The organism is Salinispora pacifica DSM 45544 (assembly GCF_000378845.1).
Classification (GTDB): Bacteria; Actinomycetota; Actinomycetes; order Mycobacteriales; family Micromonosporaceae; genus Micromonospora; species Micromonospora pacifica.
Genome location: NZ_KB905359.1, coordinates 364866 through 382898, shown reverse-complemented (window position 1 = coordinate 382898; position 18033 = coordinate 364866). Strand labels below are relative to the sequence as shown.

At 70.5% G+C, this 18033-nt stretch carries 15 protein-coding genes; 3 read left to right on the top strand and 12 right to left on the bottom strand.

The window, feature by feature from the left end; all coding sequences use genetic code 11:
* Nucleotides 1-14: 14 nt before the first annotated feature.
* The 4 genes from SALPAC3_RS0101660 to SALPAC3_RS0101645 all read right to left on the bottom strand — a co-directional run bounded on the left by SALPAC3_RS0101660 (nucleotide 15) and on the right by SALPAC3_RS0101645 (nucleotide 4951).
* A complete protein-coding gene (locus SALPAC3_RS0101660) occupies nucleotides 15-1412 on the bottom strand; it encodes an aminotransferase-like domain-containing protein (RefSeq protein WP_018219530.1) in 1398 nt (465 codons plus the stop codon).
* The gene (locus SALPAC3_RS0101655; RefSeq protein WP_018219529.1) at nucleotides 1361-2470 is read right to left on the bottom strand and encodes an alpha-hydroxy acid oxidase; all 1110 of its coding nucleotides are present in this window, start codon (nucleotides 2468-2470) and stop codon (nucleotides 1361-1363) included. Before SALPAC3_RS0101655 ends, SALPAC3_RS0101660 begins: the two co-directional genes overlap by 52 nt.
* Nucleotides 2463-3404 (bottom strand): alpha/beta hydrolase, encoded by a 942-nt coding sequence (locus SALPAC3_RS0101650; protein WP_050563717.1) that lies wholly within the window; start codon nucleotides 3402-3404, stop codon nucleotides 2463-2465. The genes SALPAC3_RS0101655 and SALPAC3_RS0101650 overlap by 8 nt, the downstream gene beginning before the upstream one ends.
* A 275-nt stretch (nucleotides 3405-3679) precedes the next feature.
* Nucleotides 3680-4951 (bottom strand): SGNH/GDSL hydrolase family protein, encoded by a 1272-nt coding sequence (locus SALPAC3_RS0101645; RefSeq protein ID WP_018219527.1) that lies wholly within the window; start codon nucleotides 4949-4951, stop codon nucleotides 3680-3682.
* Between the two features lie 303 nt (nucleotides 4952-5254).
* Here SALPAC3_RS0101645 and SALPAC3_RS0101640 point away from each other — a divergent pair, with 303 nt between their 5' ends.
* Genes SALPAC3_RS0101640 through SALPAC3_RS0101630 form a run of 3 tightly spaced genes read left to right on the top strand, consistent with a single transcriptional unit; the run spans nucleotide 5255 to nucleotide 8792 of the window.
* Nucleotides 5255-6820, top strand: coding sequence for a class I adenylate-forming enzyme family protein (locus SALPAC3_RS0101640; protein ID WP_018219526.1), 1566 nt, complete (start codon nucleotides 5255-5257; stop codon nucleotides 6818-6820).
* Complete coding sequence (locus SALPAC3_RS0101635; RefSeq protein ID WP_018219525.1) at nucleotides 6817-8055, top strand: MFS transporter; 1239 nt, start codon at nucleotides 6817-6819, stop codon at nucleotides 8053-8055. Before SALPAC3_RS0101640 ends, SALPAC3_RS0101635 begins: the two co-directional genes overlap by 4 nt.
* Nucleotides 8056-8087: 32 nt before the next feature.
* Nucleotides 8088-8792 (top strand): SGNH/GDSL hydrolase family protein, encoded by a 705-nt coding sequence (locus SALPAC3_RS0101630; RefSeq protein ID WP_026185141.1) that lies wholly within the window; start codon nucleotides 8088-8090, stop codon nucleotides 8790-8792.
* Nucleotides 8793-8871: 79 nt separating this feature from the next.
* Here SALPAC3_RS0101630 and SALPAC3_RS0101625 read toward each other — a convergent pair whose 3' ends face one another.
* The 8 genes from SALPAC3_RS0101625 to SALPAC3_RS0101590 form a co-directional block, all read right to left on the bottom strand.
* Nucleotides 8872-10245, bottom strand: coding sequence for an ATP-grasp domain-containing protein (locus SALPAC3_RS0101625; RefSeq protein ID WP_018219523.1), 1374 nt, complete (start codon nucleotides 10243-10245; stop codon nucleotides 8872-8874).
* A 4-nt stretch (nucleotides 10246-10249) separates the two neighbouring features.
* Nucleotides 10250-11215: an alpha-ketoacid dehydrogenase subunit beta gene (locus SALPAC3_RS0101620; RefSeq protein WP_018219522.1), complete on the bottom strand. Its 966-nt coding sequence runs from the start codon at nucleotides 11213-11215 to the stop codon at nucleotides 10250-10252.
* Nucleotides 11216-12187 (bottom strand): thiamine pyrophosphate-dependent dehydrogenase E1 component subunit alpha, encoded by a 972-nt coding sequence (locus tag SALPAC3_RS0101615; RefSeq protein ID WP_018219521.1) that lies wholly within the window; start codon nucleotides 12185-12187, stop codon nucleotides 11216-11218. It lies immediately after the preceding gene.
* Complete coding sequence (locus SALPAC3_RS0101610; RefSeq protein WP_018219520.1) at nucleotides 12184-12996, bottom strand: DUF3050 domain-containing protein; 813 nt, start codon at nucleotides 12994-12996, stop codon at nucleotides 12184-12186. Before SALPAC3_RS0101610 ends, SALPAC3_RS0101615 begins: the two co-directional genes overlap by 4 nt.
* 3 nt (nucleotides 12997-12999) lie before the next feature.
* The gene (locus SALPAC3_RS0101605; RefSeq protein ID WP_018219519.1) at nucleotides 13000-13929 is read right to left on the bottom strand and encodes a phytanoyl-CoA dioxygenase family protein; all 930 of its coding nucleotides are present in this window, start codon (nucleotides 13927-13929) and stop codon (nucleotides 13000-13002) included.
* A complete protein-coding gene (hppD, locus tag SALPAC3_RS0101600; RefSeq protein WP_018219518.1) occupies nucleotides 13926-15026 on the bottom strand; it encodes a 4-hydroxyphenylpyruvate dioxygenase in 1101 nt (366 codons plus the stop codon). The genes SALPAC3_RS0101605 and hppD overlap by 4 nt, the downstream gene beginning before the upstream one ends.
* A gap of 67 nt (nucleotides 15027-15093) precedes the next feature.
* Nucleotides 15094-16332 (bottom strand): beta-ketoacyl-[acyl-carrier-protein] synthase family protein, encoded by a 1239-nt coding sequence (locus SALPAC3_RS0101595; protein WP_018219517.1) that lies wholly within the window; start codon nucleotides 16330-16332, stop codon nucleotides 15094-15096.
* A complete protein-coding gene (locus SALPAC3_RS0101590) occupies nucleotides 16329-17945 on the bottom strand; it encodes a class I adenylate-forming enzyme family protein (protein ID WP_026185868.1) in 1617 nt (538 codons plus the stop codon). The genes SALPAC3_RS0101595 and SALPAC3_RS0101590 overlap by 4 nt, the downstream gene beginning before the upstream one ends.
* Nucleotides 17946-18033 lie beyond the last annotated feature (88 nt).

Here is an 18033-nt window from a genome sequence, read left to right as displayed (position 1 = left end):
CAACAAGGGGGTGGTTACTCCTTGCCCTTCTGTGAACGCGAAGAGTCAACGTAGCCTGATCTCGCGTCCCGCCACGTCACCTCGCCCGCGACCAGCTCAGCGAGCCGATCCAGCCCGCGGTCGATGTCGTCCCGGGTGACCGCGCTGACCGACAACCGCAACGCGTGCACTGGCACACCATCGCCGTAGAAGTGCGCCATCGGGGTCCAGAGCACCCCATACTTCCCGGCGGAGCGGTGCAGCAGCGCATCGTCCACCGGAAACGGCACGGTGACCACCACGAAGAACCCGCCAGCGGGCACCGTCCAACGCACGGACGAGCCGGCCGGGAACCGGCTACCCAAGCCGTGAACCAGGTGGCGCAGGTTGTCGGCGTACACGGCGCGCTGGCGGACCGTGGCCGCCACCAGGCTGCAGTCGTGGGCGAGAAGCACGCCGCCGACCACCGCCTGGGCCACCGGCGAGGTATTCACCGAAACCATGCTCTTGACCTTGGCCAACTGGTCGGCGAGGAGACCGTTCCCCCCACCGGCATTCGGCACCAGCTGGTCGGCCACCACGTAGCCGACCCGGGCGCCCGGTAGCACCGTTTTCGCGAACGACCCCAGGTAGACCACCTGACGATTGGTGTCCAAGGCCTTCAACGTGGGCAGCCGCCGGCTCTCCGTGACCGGGAAGAGTCCGTACGGGTTGTCCTCGATCAGCAGCAGCTCCTTTTCGGCGGCCAGGTCCAGCAGGGCCCGGCGGTCAGACAACGAGATGCTGGCACCCGACGGATTGGCAAAGTCGGGCATCAGATAGCAGGCGCGTGGGCGCAGCCCTTCGGCCCGGGCCTGGTCCACCTGATCGCGTAGGTCCGCCAGGTCCACCCCGGAGTCCGTCGTCGCCACCGGGCGAACCGGAAAATCCAGCAGCCGCGCCGCGCCGGTGAGCCCCACATAGGTCGGCGCCGCCGCGAGCAGGACGTCCCGGGGACCGGTACGTAGCGCCCGCAACACCAGGAACATCGCCTCCTGACACCCGACGGTCACCACGATCGCCTCCGGGTCGACCGTCATCCCCTCGTCCACGGCGAGGTTCCGGGCGACCAGGTGGTGCACGATCCCCTTGGTCCGCCCGTACTGGAACAGGGTGCGACGCACCTGCCCCGAGTCCTGCCCAAGGTCATCGACCAGGTGCTGCCGAAAGATGTCCAAATACCGGTGCAGCGCCGAGAACTCAAAGAACTCCTCGTACGGCCGGCCAGCGGCAAGCGACACCGCGTCCGGGTAGTCCTGCGCCACCTCGTTGAGAAAGTTCATCGAGTTCAGGGCCGGGTCCCCGAGCGCCGGATGCAGATCGGCCAGGTGTAGTTCCATCATCACTGCACCGTCGTCGTCCGCAGTTGCCGTGCCGCCGCCACGTCGGCGCACCCCGCCAACGTGAGCGCGTCCCGAAACTCGTCAGCCAGTAGTGCCAGGGCCTTCTCGGCACCGGCTTGGCCACCGGCCGCCAACGCCCAGAGCAGCGGGCGGCCCACCAGGACTCCCCGTGCGCCGAGGGCGAGAGCCCGCAACACGTCCACTCCGCCCTGAACACCGCTGTCCAACAGCACCTCGCACCGGTCGCCCACCGCGTCAACGACCGCGGGCAGCGCGGTGGCGGTGGCGGGTGCGCCGTCCAACTGGCGTCCCCCGTGGTTGGAGACCACCACCGCGTCCGCCCCGGCCGCCACCGCGCGGGCGGCATCACGCGGATCGAGCACCCCTTTGACGACCAGCGGGACCGCGGTCCGCTCCCGCAGCCACTCCAGGTCGTCCCAGCTCACGGCCGGCGCGAAGACCGCACCGGTGTGCGCGGCCACGGCGGATACGCCCGGGGTGGCCGAGTGGGCGAGACTGTCCCGGCCGGTGGGTAGGTTCGCGGCGACCACATCCGCGGGAATGGCGAACGAGTTACGCAGGTCCCGCAGCCGACGGCCGAGAATCGGCACGTCCACGGTGAGCACCAGCGCGGTGCAGCCCGCCGCTTCGGCCCGGTCCAGCAGGTCGGCGACGAGCCCCCGGTCCCGCAGCCAGTAGAGCTGGAACCACACGTCGCCGCCGGCTCGCGCGACCTGTTCGATCGGGATGCTGCCGAGTGTGCTGGCCACATATGGGATGCCGGCCGCGCCGGCCGCCGCGGCAAGGGCCACCTCCCCGTCGGGGTGCACCAGCCGCTGGTATGCCATCGGCGCGACCGCCACCGGCAGCGCATGGGCCGCCCCCAACAGCCGGGCGTCGGTCGGTGGCGTCGGCGAACCGCACAGTACGCGGGGTAGCACGCCGGTCCGGTCCAGGGCCCGTCGATTCGCGGCCAGCGTCGTCTCGGCGCCACTGCCGCCGGCCACGAAGTCCCACACCTCCGGTGGTAGTACCGCCCGGGCGAGGTCGGCGAAGTCGGCTAGGGCGACCGGCGGCTCGCCGGGCAGCACGACCGGCGGCTCAGTCATCGTCGGCCGATGTCCGACGGAAGCGGCGACGCAGGAAGGTCGCGGCCGCGGCCTGCGCCTGCCGGCCCGCTTCGAAGACGCCGGGCATGGTGAAGAAGCCGTGGACCATGCCCGGGTACCGGGTACAGACGGTCTGCACGTCGGCGAGGCGAAGCCGGTCGGCGTACCGTTCCCCCTCGGCGCAGAGCGGGTCGTACTCGGCGGTGACCACAAACGCCGGCGGCAGACCGGTCAGGTCACCGGCGAGTAGCGGCGACGCGAGTGGGTGTTGGGCGTCGGTCGGGTCGGCCAGGTAGTGGGACCGGTACCAGGCGACCGAGCGACGGTTGAACAGCAGCGGATCCGTGTCGCCGGGCGGCTCGATCGTCTGGTCGGTGTTCGGGTAGACCAACAACTGCGCTACCAGCCGGGGACCGTCCTGCTGGGCCAGCAGCGTGACCGCGGCGGCCAGGTTGCCACCCGCGCTGTCCCCGCCCACCGCGAGCCGCTCCGGGTCTGCGTCGAACTCCGCCGGATGCGCCGCGATGTGGCGCAGGGCAGCGTGGCAGTCTTGCACGGCCGCCGGGAACGGGTGCTCGGGAGCCAGCCGGTAGCCGACGGTGATCACCTGGCAGGGCACCGCGTTGGCCAGTCGCCGACAGACCCCGTCGGCGGTGTCGATGCTGCCCAGCGTCCACCCACCGCCAAAGAAGTAGAGCAGTGTCGGCAGCGGCCCGGTCCCGGCGGGACGGTACACCCGGACTGGTATCTCCCCGGCCGGTCCGGGGAGGCGCGCGTCGCGTACCTCGTGGACCGGCTCGACCGGGCCGGAGCCGGCCCGGATCGCGGCGAGGTCAGCCGCCCGGGCCTCGGCGAGGGTTTGCGTGTACAGCGGTGGGGTGCCGGCCGCCGCACGGCTCGCCCGGTACGCCTCCGCCTCCGGATGCAGGCTCACACCACCCACCCCGTGCCGTTTGGTCGCTCACTCACGGATGCTCCCTCCCCTCGGGCTGACCGAGAGGTTGTCGATTCCACGTAGGAAGATGCCACCGCGGTGCCCGGTTCCAGGGCGCCGAGCCGGCGCGGTGTGCTGGAGGTCGGCGTCGCCGGGAGAGGATCCTGCCGGCCCGACGGCTGTAGGGACGGTTGGCGGCCCCTCGATGTCCAGCACGGCACCTCCCCACGATACGGCGGTTCGGGCGACGGGGTCCTCCGCCGCCCGAACCGATGTCACAGACCGAGCAGGCGCAACGACACGGCGCCGGCCATGGCCTGGTTACCTGCGTCGTTCGGGTGAATGTGGTCCCCCGAGTCGTACGCCGGCAACAGTCGACTGGGCTGCTCCGGGTCGCGCAGCACCCGATCGAAGTCAATGACCCCGTCGAACTCCTTACTGGTGCGCAGGTACTCGTTCACCGTCTGCCGGGTCGCCTCCTTCTCCGGCGTCCACACGCCCGGCTCGCCGTGCCCCTCGTACGGCGTCAACGTGCCCACCAGGCTCCGCAGGCCACGTGCCTTGACCTGCTGGTTGATCTGTCGGAGCGACGCGATGATCGCCTCGGCGGAGTCGTCGGACATCCAGATGTCGTTGATGCCCAGGTGGGTGATCACGGCCTGCGCGCCGTTCTGGGCGAAGATGTCCTCGTCGAGCCGGGCGAGCGCGTTCGGCCCCAACTCGTTGTAGCCGGGGAACCCGCCAGCTCCCGGCTCCGCACCCTCGTGGTTGAGCCGGTTCCCGGCGAGACTCATGTTGAGCACGGCCGGGGTCCGGGAATCCGGACGGGCATCGATAAACCGATCGGCCAGCAGGTCCGGCCAGCGCTTGTTGGCGTTGAGGGTGCTGCCGTTGCCGTCGGCGATCGAGTCACCGAAAATCACCACTGACCCGGGACTCTTGCGACGCTGCACATCGACGCCGGACAGGAAGAACCAGCAGCAGTCCGCAAGCCTCGACAGACCGGCACCGGTATCCGAGGTGAGATCATCATCGCCGATGAAGCTCGTCTGGCGGGACGTGCCGTGGAAGGTCACCGGGCCGGTCAGGACCGGGTAGTAGACCGTGACCACGAGGTCCTGCTGGTCACCGATCGGGAAGGCGATCGGGTCACTGATCAGCTCGGCACCCTGGTTCATCGTGGCCGAGGCTGCCCCACCGAACGTCAGCTCCCGCACCGAGGTCGGATCGATGTCGGACAGATCATCGGGAGTCGTCTCGTCCGGCCGGGCAATCGTCGCCCGACCGACCTCGACGGGCTGCTCGCCGTACATGTTGCTCAACCGGACTCGCAGTACCGACCCCCCCACCGTGGTGTGCACGATGTTCCGGATGGTCTGGTCCTCAAGGCCCCGGTTGGTCAGGCCGCCCGAATTGCCCCGGGCCACCGCGGTCGCCCAACTCGCGGCCCAGGTTTCCTTTCCGTGCTTCGCCACCCCGGCCGACGAATCCGCATTCGCCACCAGGCTGGGACTAGCCATCATCAGCAGTGCGGCGGTAGCCGCCACAAAATGCCATTTCTTCGGAGTCGACATTGAACCTCCATTGTTGGCAAACCCAGCGTCCATCCCGGCCGCTGCCGGCGCTCAACTGGGCATGCTGCGGAACGTATCCGGCACCGTGTGGAGGCGTCAATCAACCTGATCGACGTGATCACGTGTCCTGCTGGACTGGCCGAAAGCCCCCTTCGGCTCGTGATCGGTTCCGTTGTCTGTCCTAGGCTGCAGGTGCTGGCGCGGTCGCCCGCGGCCCGCACCGATGCCCCGGGCACCCACCCTGGGCACATCGCTGCCACAGAGGGGAGCGTCCGGATGGCCAACCGACCGCAGCCGGGCTACGTGAACCAGGCATTGGCACTTTTCGCCGATTTCGGTGACCGCGACGCAATCGTTGCCGGCGCACGTCGGCTGACCTATGCCGACGTGCACGCCCAAGTATGCGGATTCGCCACCGCAATGCTCCGCCGCGGAATCCGACCCGGTGCCGCGGTGCTGGTGTCGCTCGGCAATCCGCTGGAAGGGCCGCTGCTACAGCTCGCGCTGCACCTACTTGGCTGCCGTACGATGTGGATCGCTCCGGTGACCTCCCATCGGGAGATCAAGGAGTTCGTCGAACTCGCCCGGCCCGACGCCCTGCTCTACGACGCCCGCGATTCGGCCAACATCGGGGCAGAGCTGGCCGCGGGGCTGGGTGACCGGCCCGTGCTCCGCCTCGGCGTGGACCTGCTCCCCGTACCGGCCGGGGCTGACCTGCCCGCCCCGGCGTCGGCGGCGGAATCTCTCCTGCAGACCTCCGGCACCACCGGCACTCCGAAGCTGGTGCGGCACCAGGAGAGCTTCTACGCCCAGATCCTCGCCCTGGCCGCCGGCTTCCGCACCGCCGGGTTGCCGCTGCTGCGGCACCTGTCCTACTCCCCGATGTGGCTGGCCAGCGGCCAGATCACCACCCTGTTCAATCTCTTCACCGGCGGCGTGCTGTTTCCCCGGGAGGGCTGGGACGCGGCGGAGTTCATCCGGACCGTGCCGACCGAGCGGATCACCTCCACCTTCCTGACCCCGCCGATGCTCTACGAGGTGCTCGATCACCCCGCCCTACCCGGGGCGGACTTCTCCTCGATGTTCATGTTCAACGTGGGCGCCGGTCCCGCCGCACCTGCCCGGCTGCGCCAGGCGATCACTCGGTTCGGTCCGGTGCTGCGCATCGTGTACGGGCTCAGCGAGGCGGTGGTGGTGACCGCGCAACCAGGCCTGACCGAGGACCCGGAACACCCGGAGCGACTGCGCTCCTGTGGGGAGCCGTACGGCGACGTGCGGATCGAGATCCGCGGCCCGGACGGGGCGGTCCTGCCACCTGATGTGGACGGTGAGGTGTGGGTACAGACCGCGCTCCGCTTCGCCGGCTACCACGGCAACCCTGACCTGACCGCGGACACCCTGGTGGACGGTTGGGTTCGCACCCGAGATATCGGCCACCTCGACCCGGACGGCTACCTGTACCTGGTCGACCGGCTGCAGGATCGGATCCTCACCCGTCGGCGTAGCTGGCCGATCTACTCCCGGCCGATCGAGGACGCGCTGGCGGGGCATCCCGACGTCCGGGCGGCGGCGGTGATCGGCGTGCCCGACGAGGTCGCCGGCGAACTGCCGTACGCCTACGTGGTGCCGCGGCCCGGCGCGGCGGTGACCGGCGCGGAACTGATCGATGTGGTGACCGCCGCACTCAGCGACACCTGGGCACCCGGCGGGGTGGAGTTCGTCGCCGCGCTGCCCCTGAACCGCGCCAACAAGGTCGACAAACGGGCCCTGCGGGCGCGGTACACGGCCAGCCACCCGTCGGCCGTCGAGCACCCGGAGGCATCGATCGGCCGTCGCGCGTGACCCCACGGCGCGAGCTGGTCGCGCTCGTCGGTGCCAACCTGCTGTCCAATCTCGGTAGCCGAATCTCGATCATCGCCATTCCCTGGCTGGTGTTGGAGACAACCGGTAGCCCGGCGAAGATGGGGCTGGTCGCCGCCGCCGAGACCCTGCCCTACCTACTCTCCAGCGGCCTCGGCCCCCCGCTGGCCGACCGGATCGGTCTGCGCCGCACCTCGATCATCGCCGACCTGGGTAGCGCCGCACTGATGGTGGCGGTGGCCCTCACCCCGTGGCTCGGCTTCGGCGCGCTACTGATCCTGGTGGCCCTGGTGGGCGCGCTGCGCGGCGTCGGTGACCGGGTCAAGCAGGCGATGTTCCGCCCGGCCGCGGAGGCTGCCGGGGTCCGGCTGATCCGGCTCACCTCGATCTACGACGGGCTGTCCCGGCTGATGACCCTACTCGGGGCGAGCCTCGGCGGCCTGCTCATCTGGTGGCTCGGAGCCACCCTGGCGATTCTCGTTGACGCGGCGACCTTCGCGGTCTGCGCACTACTGATCTCCACCCTGGTGCGTCACCGCACCGGTAGCCCGGCCAGCTCTACGCCGGAGCGCTATTCGCGGGCACTCGCCGGCGGCCTCCGGTATCTCCGGCAGGACCGGATGGTGCTCACCATGCTGCTGGTGATCTCCGCACTGAACATGGTGGTGAACGCGAGTGTCGCGGTCTACATCCCGCTCTGGGTGGCAGACGTGTTGGGCAACCCGGCCGGGCTGGGGCTGGTGCTCGGTGCCTTCACCGCCGGAGCCCTACTGGGCAACGTGCTGTTCACCAGCTTCGGCTCGCGGCTACGTAGGGATCTGACCTTCGCGATCGGCGCCGCGGTCAGTGGCCCACCCCGGCTGCTGGTCCTGGCCCTCAGCGACAATCTCACCGTGGTGGTCGTGGTGACCTTCGTTTCCGGAATCGGCATCGCCGTGGTCAACCCGCTGCTCGGGGTCGCGCTGTACGAACGTCCCCCGGCCGAGCTCCAGGCCCGGGTGATCGGGCTGGCCGGTGCGCTTGCCTTCGCCGGTCTACCCCTGGGTGCGCTGCTCGGTGGCGCGTCCGTCACCATCCTCGGACTCGAGTCCGCGCTGCTGACCGCGGCCCTGTTCATCTTCATCGCCACCGCTGTTCCCCTCGCCGCCCTCGTACGCCGGATGCGGACCGAACCGCCCTTGGCCAACGCCTCCGAGCAGGCACGGATTTCCGCTTAGCGCCCCGGCGTCTCCTGCGCTAGCGTCCGGACATGGCAACGGCGTACAGCGAAGCAACCGATCCTTACTGCCTGCGGGCGCAGGAGCGCCACGCTCTGCTCCAGGGACATCCGTGGCGACGTTTCGTGGTGCTGGGCGACAGCGTCGCGGAAGGACTCTGCGAACCGGTAGACGGCTACTCGGAGGTGCAGTGGGCCGATCGGATCGCCGCCGAGCTGCGCGCCCGGGCGCCGGAACTCGTCTACCGCAATCTCGGGTTGCGCGGGCTGCGGGCGGACCAGGTCCGGGCCAGCCAGCTCGGTCCGGCGCTGGAGTTCGAACCGGATCTTGCCCTGGTCGTCTGCGGCGGCAACGACGCGTTCCGACCCGGTTACGACCCCGCCGCGGTGGACGCCGAGATCACCCGGATGGTCGAGGCGCTACAGCACGCCGGGGCGACGGTCATCACGGTCGGGATGTTCGACGTGTCGCACAGCCCCGCCGTGCCCGAGCCGCGCCGCGCCGGCCTCGGTCGGCGCCTGCGCCGGCTGGCCGAACACACCCGTGCGGTAGCCAACCGTCTCGGCACCGTCCATGTGCATCTGACCGACCACCCGCTGACCGCCGACCCCTCCATCTACAGCAGCGACGGCCGCCACGGAAGTGCCCGCAGCGACGCCGTCGCCGCGGCGGAGACGCTCCGTCGCCTCGCGCACCATCTCGGTGCGACGAGCGCTGACCGGAGCAGCCCCCGCTGACGGAGCGGCCAGCGCTGACCGGAGCAGCCCCCGCTGGCCGGGGGCCGGCTCCCGGTGGGAACGGACCCCACACGACGAGTCAGGACGGCGGCGGGTCCGTCACCAGCAGGCCGGAGATCAGCACACCGCGGGCCAGGTTGAGCACTCCCGCGCTACCGGGGTAGCCGATACGAACGCAGGCACCCGCCGGCTGCCGGCCGAAGAGATACGGGGCGATGCTGTACGGCACCTCCGCGGTGACCAACTCCCCGGTCTCCATGTGCACGAACTCCACCGGCACGTCGTCGGCGCGCACATAGCGTTGCAGGATGAAGCCGCCCTGCCGGGCGAACCGGCCCACCGCCTCCCGCCAGGCGTCCGCGTCGGTTTCCCGGCCGATCAGCACGTCCACCCCGGCGGACCCACCGGACGGCTTGACCACCAGGTCGTGCCGGTCCGCCACCGCCTGCTCGACCAGGTCCGGACCGAACAGCCAGGTCTGCGGCACATACCGGTGAATCAGATCCCGGTCAGCTGTCGGTAACGCATCAGCGTCCGCCCAGAGCCAGGCGAGCACCTGCTTGTTTCCGAGCAGCCACGCCGCCGCCGACACCCACATCGGGACGGATCCCGCCCGTACCGCCGCCTCCAGGGCGTCCGCCCCGGCGCTGGGCGTGAGGCGGTTCGGTACGAAGAGCCGGAACAGCCCGTCAACCGGGGCGCCCCGAATGACCAGCCGCCCCTCGGTGTCCCGGGTGGCCTCGGCAACCGGTGCCACGACCAGATCCAGGCCGGCGACGGCGGCGGCGCGGTCCACCACCGGCGCCAACTTCCGGTAGAAGCGCTCCGGGACCTCCAGCCCCGGGTACTCGGCGTCAAAGTCGATCAACAATGCGAGCCGCGCCCCGGCCGCCAAGCCAAGACCGTCTCGAATCGCTGCGAACCGCAGGTCCACCGCGGAGGGCGCCGGTTCCATCCGGACCCCCCGGTCGAGGCCCCGCCGCCGGTAGAGCTCAACGAACCGGCGCACCGTCGTGTCCGCGTCGAGCGCCCCACCGAGACTACTGTCGATGTTGTACTCCACCACCCGCGGCACTCCGTCGCTCAGCAGCACGTCCGGCCGGAACCCGGCCAGCAACGCCTCTGTGAGCGGCTCGGCCTCGTCGAGCAGCCGGTTCTGCCCCACCGGCATCCCGAGCAGGTGGCGTAGCTCCCCCGCCGTCCTGGCCCGCCGTCGACACGACTCGAAGATCAGCTGGGCGAGCCGGTCACAGACGGAGTTGAGCACCCGCAGCGAGGTCCGGTCCATCACCGGTGGTCGGGCCAGCCGCCACTGCTGATTGTACGAAGCCCGGCCATCGAAGATATCGCGCCAGGACTCCACCCCGGCAGAGACCAGGTCGGCGCGAAGGTCAACGGGCAGGTCCAGCCAGGCCTGCGCGGCGGACGGCCAGCGGTAGTCAACGTCGATCATGTGGTCATCCATCCTTGGTGACGTGGGCGATGGCCTGCCGCAGCAGCTCACGGCCCGGTTGTACGGCTCGGTCCAGGGCCGGGGCGAACGGCAGCACCGCACCGTCCGGACGGGTTACCCGACGCGGCGGCGCCTGCAGTCGTACCTGCTCGACCACGGTGGCGATGACCTCGCCGGCGATGCCGCAGGAACGGTTGGAGTCGTCGACCACCACCAACCGCCCGGTTCGGGCGACCGAGCCGAGCAGTCCGTCCCAGTCGAACGGGTACAGGGTGCGTGGGTCGAACACCTCCACCGAGACCTCGCCGGCCAGTTCGTCGGCGACGGCGAGCGCATCGTGCACCAGGTGCCCGACCGCGACCACCGTCACGTCGGCTCCGGTTCGATGCACTCGCCCCCGCCCCAACGGCACCGGCACCGGGTCGCTGACCTCGGCCCGGAGCTCAAGCGCCGCGGCCGGGGCGAACACCACCACCGGGTCGTCGCAGCGGATCGCCGACACCAGCAGGCCGTACGCGTCCGCCGGGGTGGCCGGCACCACGGTGGTCACCCCGGCATGAGCGAAGAGGCTGTACGGATGGTCGGAGTGCTGCCCCGCCCACCCGGTACGCGACCCGGACCCGGGCACCAGGTAGGTGACCGGCACCGCGCACTGACCACCGGTCATCAACGGAAACTTGTGCGCGTGGTTGACGATCTGTTCGAAGACCAGAAACAGCAGTGCGGGGATCTGGAACTCCACCACCGGCCGTGCCCCGGTCAACGCCGCACCGGTGGCGAAGCTGGTGAACGCCTGCTCCGAGAGCGGGGTGTCGCGGACCCGCTCGGGGCCGAAACGCTTCAGTAGCCCGGCGGTGACCGCCGACGCGGCGACCCGGATGTCCTCCCCGAGCAGGAACACCTCCTCGTCCCGGGCCAACTCGTCGACGAGCGCCCGGTTGAGCGCCCTGCGGTAGGACAGCCGCGGCATCTATCCACCTCCGGTGCGGGCGGTCAGCCCACTGGCGTACAGGTACTCCAGCGCGGTGGCGGAGTCGGGCTCGGCGGCGGCGAGCGCCTGCGCGACCGCCGCCTCCAGCACCGCCTCCACGTCGGCGTCGACCGCCGCCCGATCGCCGGCCGACAGCCGGGAGCCGGCGATCCGCACCGGGTCCCGGGAGCGCCCCCGAGCGACCTCCGCCGGCGAGCGATAGTCGAGGCGGACCGCGTGTTCGAAGGTGTGGTGGGCGTCAAAGCGGAACGTGCGGGCCTCCAGGAACTCGGGAGCACCGTCGGCGCGCATCCGGGCGAGGGCGGCGGCGGTCCGGGCGTGCACGGCGGCCGGGTCCTGCCCGTCCACCGTGCTCGCCCGAATACCGAACGCCTCCGCTCGCGCCGGGATGCTGCCCGCCACCGCGTCGGCCACCGGCATGGTGGTCGCGTAGCCGTTGTTCTCGCAGACGAACAGCACCGGCACCCGCCAGAGTGCGGCCAGGTTGAACGCCTCCAGCAGCATCCCCTCGTTGACCGCGCCGTCGCCGAGGAAGCTGACCCCCACCAGGTCCTCGCCCCGCCGACGCCGAGCCCAGACGGCGCCGGTCACGATCGCGCCGCCGGCACCGACGATGGCATTGGCGCCGAGAACTCCGACGGCGAAGTCAGCGGCGTGCATCGACCCACCCCGGCCTCGGTTCAGGCCCGTCACCCGACCACACAGCTCCGCCATCATCCGGGCCGGGTCAGCGCCCTTTGCGAGCACGTGCCCGTGCCCCCGATGGGTGCCGGCGACCACGTCGTCGGGGCGCAGCGCCGCACACACCCCAGCCGCGATCCCCTCCTGGCCCAGGTACGGATGAATGCCGCCGACGATGTGGCCGGAGCGGACGAGTTCGATCGCCCGCTCCTCGAACCGGCGGATCAGCCGCACCGTCCGGTAGAGCCGGATCGGGTCCGCTCCGCTCACCCGCGCCCCGATGCCGCTGCCGGGGCCCCCTTGACCGCGGCGAGGATGTCGTCCCACAACCGGGCGCGGGCGGCGAGCGCGGTGTTGACCGTGACTGCGCACTCCTGCCATTTGGCGTCGTCGTCGCCACAGAGGTCGGCGAGCATCTGCATGGCCATCGGCGTGTGCTGCTCGCCATCAACCTCGATGTGTCGCTCCAGGTAGTCAACGAACCGGGTCAATCGTCCGGACTGGTGGTTGACCGCGACCACCTGGGTGAACATCTCCGGGATCAGGTCCTCCCGACCGAACGCGAACGCGGCGGCCTGGCAGTGCACCGGGGTGCTTTCGATGATCCGCCAGGTGGTACTGGCGAACGCTGCGGACGGGGCGGGCACCCCGGCCGCAGCCAACGACTCGGTTACCGGTCCGCCGGCGCGCAGTAGATCAATCAACTTCTCTACCGGCTCGGTGTTGGCACCGGCCTCGGTCATGCCCTGTACGTACAGCTCGAAGTGGCTGAGGTAGCCCGCACCCAGCTCGTCACTCTCCTCCACCATCACGATGTCGTTGATCAGGCGGCGGCTGCCGGTCGGCCCGGTCGGGATCCAGGGCACCGTCACACAGGTGAGCTGCCGCTGCAGCGACTTGAGCAGGGACATGAAGTCCCAGACCGCGAAGACGTGGTGCTCCATGAAGGTGACCAGCGCCGAGTGGTTGTCCAGGCTGGCGTACAGCGGATGCTGGACCACCTGGTCCCGGCGGTCGGTAACCGCCTTTTCCAACCGCTCGATCCCCGGGTGTGTCTTTCCCCAGTCGTACCGTGACATGACTCAGCCTCCCTGCTTGGCGTGGCGACGCCAGATGACCGGGCAGTATTCGGGGTCCGCGTAGTCCGGCCGTCCGTCGTCGGTACGGCGAACCAGCACGTCGTGGTTGTACGCGGCGTTCTCGCCGGTGGAGAGCGGATACGCCCGCCACCGGTTGTCGCCGTCCTGCAGGTGCAGTGAGATCGCCTGGCGGGGCCGTCCGCTGACGTTCGCACCGCTGCCGTGGTAGGTCCGGCAGTGGTGGAAGCTCATGTGCCCCTTCGGGATCACCATCGGAATCTTGCGGATTTCGGCGTCGTTGTGTCCGGCGTTACGGGCCAGCATGTCGTCGAGTTGGTCGCGGTCGCGGTCGGCGAAGTGCCGCACCACGGTGTCGTCGGCGCCGACCTCGGCCCACTGGTGGGAGCCATCGACCATGACGATGGTGCCCAGCTCCTCCCCGCAGTCGTGGAACGGGATGAAGGCGGTCAGCATCCGCTCCGACGACGAGGACGCCCAGTAGTGCTTGTCGAAGTGCCAGGGCACGATGTTCGACGGCTCCCCGTCGAGCGGGGGCTTGAGGATCAGCGTGGACTGGAAGATCCGGATCTCGTCGGCCTGTGCCAGCCGGGCGGCGACCGCCCCGATCAGCCGCTTACGCAGGATCGCCCCGAGCCCGTCGTGCTCGTGGTGAACGTAGTCGTTGTGCCGCTGGACCGCGCCCCTGGCCGGTTCCCAGTAGGCGAGCTTCGGGGGCCGCACCGGTAGCCGGCGGTGCCGTTCACCGGCGTAGTACCGGTCGGTGGCCGCGGCGAGGGCGTCCACCTCGTCGTCGGTGAGCAGCTTCTTCGACAGATACCAGCCGTGCTCGGCGTAGAACGCCACGTCCTCGTCGGACGGGAGCAGCGACTTCTCCTCATCGGTCAGACGTGGGTCGAATTCAGTATTGGTCATCCCGTCACCTCCTGCGTGGCGGCCAAGCCTCTTGCGGAGGCCGTCACCGCCAATTCCCGCTCCTTGGCCTCGTAGAGCGCCCTGATGTTGCCGCTGCCGAAGGTCCGCGCCCCGCGCCGCTCGATCAGCTCCAGGAAGAACGTGCGGCGCACGTGCGTCGACTCCGTGAAAATCTGCAGCAGTTGACCGTCGTGGTCCCGGTCCACCAGCACCCCGAATTCCCGCAACTGCGCCATGGGCCCGTCGATCCGGCCGACCCGGGTCTCCAGGTCGTCGTAGTAGGCCGCCGGGGTGTGCGCGAATCGCACCCCACGCTGGCGCAGCGCGCCGATCGCCCCGATGATGTCGTCGGTCCGCAACCCGAGGTGCTGGACACCCGCACCGGAGTGCTGGGCCAGGAAAGCATCGATCTGCCCGGCCCGTCGGCGGGTATCCGGTTCGAGCAGCACCAACGTCACCCGCCCGGACCGGCTCTGCACCACGGTGGAGTTCATCGCCTGGCCATCAACCTCCATGTACTCGTGGAAGATCTCGTCAAAACCAAAGACCTCCCGGTAGCCGCGAACCGTCTCGGCGAGCTGCCCGGGCGGCACGCAGACCGCCAGATGGTCGATCTCGACGAGCAGGTTCTCGGCGGCACCCACCGGCGGCAGCTCCGCCAGGCCCGGCAGGAAGTCGCCACCGCCTCGACGGCGCTCGACCAACCGGTGCCGCACATCGGCGAAACCCGCCACCTCGGCGATGACGATCTCGGCGTCCGCGCTGGTGATGGTGGTCGGCGGCAGCTCACCGACCGCGCCCCGGGCCAGCAGTTCGGCGTACGCCTCGGCGGCGTCGGCAACGGCCAGGGCGACCACGGCGATGCCGTCGCCATGCCGCCGCACGTACGTCGCCGCCGGATGGTCCGCGGTCAGCCCAGAGGTGAGCAGGAGCCGGATGTCGGCGTGCCGGAGCAGCAGCGACCGCTGCCCGGTCAGCCCGGTCTCCGGGCCGCCCTGGCCGCGCGGCCACAGCCCCACCCCGTTGCCGAAGTACGCGGCGGCCTCGCGGGTGTCAGCTACGTAGAGTTCGATGTGGTCTATCCCACGGATGTCCATATCTCAGCCTTCCCACAGATCCCCCGCGCTGGTCGTGCGGGCGTTCCGCCCGCGAGAGGTCGTACCGTCAGGTCGGCGGCCGGGTGGCTCGTGCGAGTAGCAGGCTCACGTTCTGCCCCCCGAAACCGAAGGAGTTGGTCAGCGCATAGCCGGTCTCGGTCGCCCGGGGCTCCTTACGGATGTGATCAGCCGGGCACGCCGGGTCCGGGTCGTCGAGGTTCCAGGTCGGCGGCAGCAGGCCCCGCCCGAGTGCCAGGGCGGTCGCCGCCGTCTCCAGCACTCCGGAGGCTCCGAGCAGGTGGCCGGTGAGCGCCTTGGTGGAGCTGACCGGCACCCCGTTCGCGCCGAAGACCTCGGTGAGTGCCGTGGTCTCGGCGATGTCGCCGAGTGTGGTCCCGGTGCCGTGCGCGTTGACATAGCCGACTTCGGCCACCGGCACCCGGCCGCCGGCGAGCGCCCGGCGGATGGACTCCGCCGCGCCGGTGCCGTCGGGCCGGGGCGCGGTCGGATGATAGGCGTCGGTCGTCACGCCGTAGCCGGCGATCTCCGCGTACCCGGTGGCGCCCCGGGCCGCGGCGTGCGCGGCGTTCTCCAACACCAACAACGCCGCTCCTTCGGCGAGTACGAACCCGTTGCGGCGAAGGTCGAACGGTCGGCTGGCCGCCGTCGGGTCGGCCCACCCGCGGGCGAGGGCCCGGGCGTTGCCGAAGGTGTCGGCGAAGGTCGGGAAGAGGGGTGCCTCGCTGGCCCCGCAGAGCACCACGTCGGCCTCACCGGTCTGGAGCAACCGAACGGCGTCGGCGACCGCCTGGACACCGGAGGCGCAGGCGGTGCCGACCGAGGAGCTGTACCCCCGAATGCCGTGCCGGATCGCGATCCGGGCCGACGGCATGTTCGGCAGTACCCCGGTGAGCAGGTACGGGCTGACTCCCGCTCGCCCCCGGGCCGCCCGGGTGAGTACCTGCGTCTCCAGGGTGGACAGCCCGCCGACTCCGCCGACGATGACCGCCGCCCGCTCCGCGGCAACGTCCCGGCCCACCTCGACACCGGCGTCGGCGAGGGCATCCGCGGCGGTGAGGAGGGCCAGCAGCACGATCCGGTCCAGCACCCTGGTGTCCGGACCGGACGAGACCGACCGCGGGTCGATCGCCGGCAGCAGCCCGGCCACCTCCAGGCTTCCGGCGGCAGGGTGGTCGGCCGGCGGACGGGCCAGCCCGGAGCGGCCGGTGCACAGCGCCTCGAAGGTGGCCTCCACCCCCCGGCCCAGCGGGGTGTACAGACCCATCCCGGTGATGACCACGCTCATCGGGACGCCTCGCTCAGGTAGCGTTCCCGCAGCGCCACCTTGCGGACCTTGCCCGTCACCGTGACCGGGAGCTCGGCGGAACGGACCGGAACCACCCGCCGTAGGGTCGCCCCGACCTCACCACCCAGCGCCTCCCGCACCGCCGCGGTGCGGTCCGTCGTCTCGTCCGCGCCGGTGGCCAGTTCCAGCAGCACGTCGGTGACGACACCGGCCGGCTCACGCACCATGACCACCGTGCAGTCGGTGACATCGGGGCAGGCGGCGAGAATCCGTTCCTCGGAGAGCGCGGTGTAGAAGCGCTTCCCGTCGACCGAGTCGACCGAGTCGACCGCCCGGTCCAGGTGGTAGTACCAGCCGTCGGCGTCGGCGTAGACCAGGTCCCCGGTCAGGTACCAGCCGCGCTGTCGGTAGCGGTGGGTGGTGACCGAGTCGTTCCAGTAGCCGCGGAACAGCGATGGCGAGTCGATACCCAGCCAGCCGGCCTCGCCCGTGGGCACCGGCTCGCCCGCCGCGTCCAGGACGGCGACCTTCGTGAACCGGTACGGCCGGCCGATGCACCGTCCGTACCGCTCGGTCTCCTGGGTGTGGGTGATGTGGAACACGGAGTGTCCCATCTCGGAGGAGCCGAGACCATCGATGAACACCGATCCCGGCACTCGGGTGACCCCGGTACGGGTCATCACGTCCCGGGAGCCAACCGCCACCAGGCGCCGGATGTGCGGCTCGTGCGACGAGTCACCGGTGTTGAACCACAGCCGTACCGAGTCCAGGTCGTACCCGGCCAGCTCGCACCGGGCCAGCTCGGCCCAGGTGACCGAGAAGCCGAACACCCCGTCCGGGCGCCAGCGCTGGATGGCGTCGAGAACCCGCTCTCCACCTTGTTCGGAGAGGAGGAGCATCTCCGAACGGTTACCGAGCACCTGGTTGACCATGAGCACGGTGGCGGTGTGCGGGGCGGGCAGGGCACTCAGGATCCGGCTGGTGCCCTGCGCCTGCGGCATGCTCAGCAGGTGCCGGGTCGCCGCGAAGAGGCTGGCGTGCGAGTGCAGCACCGCCTTCGGCACTCCGGTGGTGCCGGACGTGTGGGTGATCACGATCGGGTCGTCCGGGTGGTGCCGGTAGTGGGCGGGCGCCGCGGCCGGGTCACCGCTACCGGCCTCGGCCGGCGTGCCCAGCACGGGGACCCCAAGGTCATGTCCGGTGAGCAGCGTGCGGTGTGCCTCGTCGGCGAGCACCGCGACGCCACGCAACCGCCGGATGTACTCGGCGGCGATGGTCGGCGGCAACTGCCCGTTCATCAGCGCCGGGATCGCGCCGAGCCGGGTCAGCGCGAGGTAGCTCAGCACCATGTCCGCGACCGCGGTGGCCCAGACCGCCACCGGGTCGCGGGGGCCGATGCCCCGTTCGTGCAGCCAGGCGGCCCGGGCTGCCACTCGGCGGTCGAGCTGTCCCAGCGTGAGTGTCGTCTCGGCGGGATGCCCGTCCAGCGGTGTGTCGAACGTCAGGCAGGGCGTGTCCGGGTCGGCGCCGTGCGCCAGTACCCGCTCGAGCACGTTCCCGGCGCCAACATGGTCGTCGGCGGCGAGCAGCCCACGGATTCCCCTGGGTTTCATGGTCGCTCCTCCCTCCAGCAGCACGGCGACGGCTGACTCCGCATCACCGTCGTCCGGTGCCGTGTCGATCAGGATCAGCAACACCGCG

What these genes read in the sequence shown, in the direction of transcription:
- SALPAC3_RS0101620 (WP_018219522.1), bottom strand. Translation starts at nt 11,215, where the DNA reads ATGCCGCGGCTGTCCTACCGCAGGGCGCTCAACCGGGCGCTCGTCGAC.
- SALPAC3_RS0101610 (WP_018219520.1), bottom strand. Translation starts at nt 12,996, where the DNA reads ATGTCACGGTACGACTGGGGAAAGACACACCCGGGGATCGAGCGGTTG.
- SALPAC3_RS0101640 (WP_018219526.1), top strand. Translation starts at nt 5,255, where the DNA reads ATGGCCAACCGACCGCAGCCGGGCTACGTGAACCAGGCATTGGCACTT.
- hppD (WP_018219518.1), bottom strand. Translation starts at nt 15,026, where the DNA reads ATGGACATCCGTGGGATAGACCACATCGAACTCTACGTAGCTGACACC.
- SALPAC3_RS0101605 (WP_018219519.1), bottom strand. Translation starts at nt 13,929, where the DNA reads ATGACCAATACTGAATTCGACCCACGTCTGACCGATGAGGAGAAGTCG.
- SALPAC3_RS0101655 (WP_018219529.1), bottom strand. Translation starts at nt 2,470, where the DNA reads ATGACTGAGCCGCCGGTCGTGCTGCCCGGCGAGCCGCCGGTCGCCCTA.
- SALPAC3_RS0101590 (WP_026185868.1), bottom strand. Translation starts at nt 17,945, where the DNA reads ATGAAACCCAGGGGAATCCGTGGGCTGCTCGCCGCCGACGACCATGTT.
- SALPAC3_RS0101595 (WP_018219517.1), bottom strand. Translation starts at nt 16,332, where the DNA reads ATGAGCGTGGTCATCACCGGGATGGGTCTGTACACCCCGCTGGGCCGG.
- SALPAC3_RS0101630 (WP_026185141.1), top strand. Translation starts at nt 8,088, where the DNA reads ATGGCAACGGCGTACAGCGAAGCAACCGATCCTTACTGCCTGCGGGCG.
- SALPAC3_RS0101625 (WP_018219523.1), bottom strand. Translation starts at nt 10,245, where the DNA reads ATGATCGACGTTGACTACCGCTGGCCGTCCGCCGCGCAGGCCTGGCTG.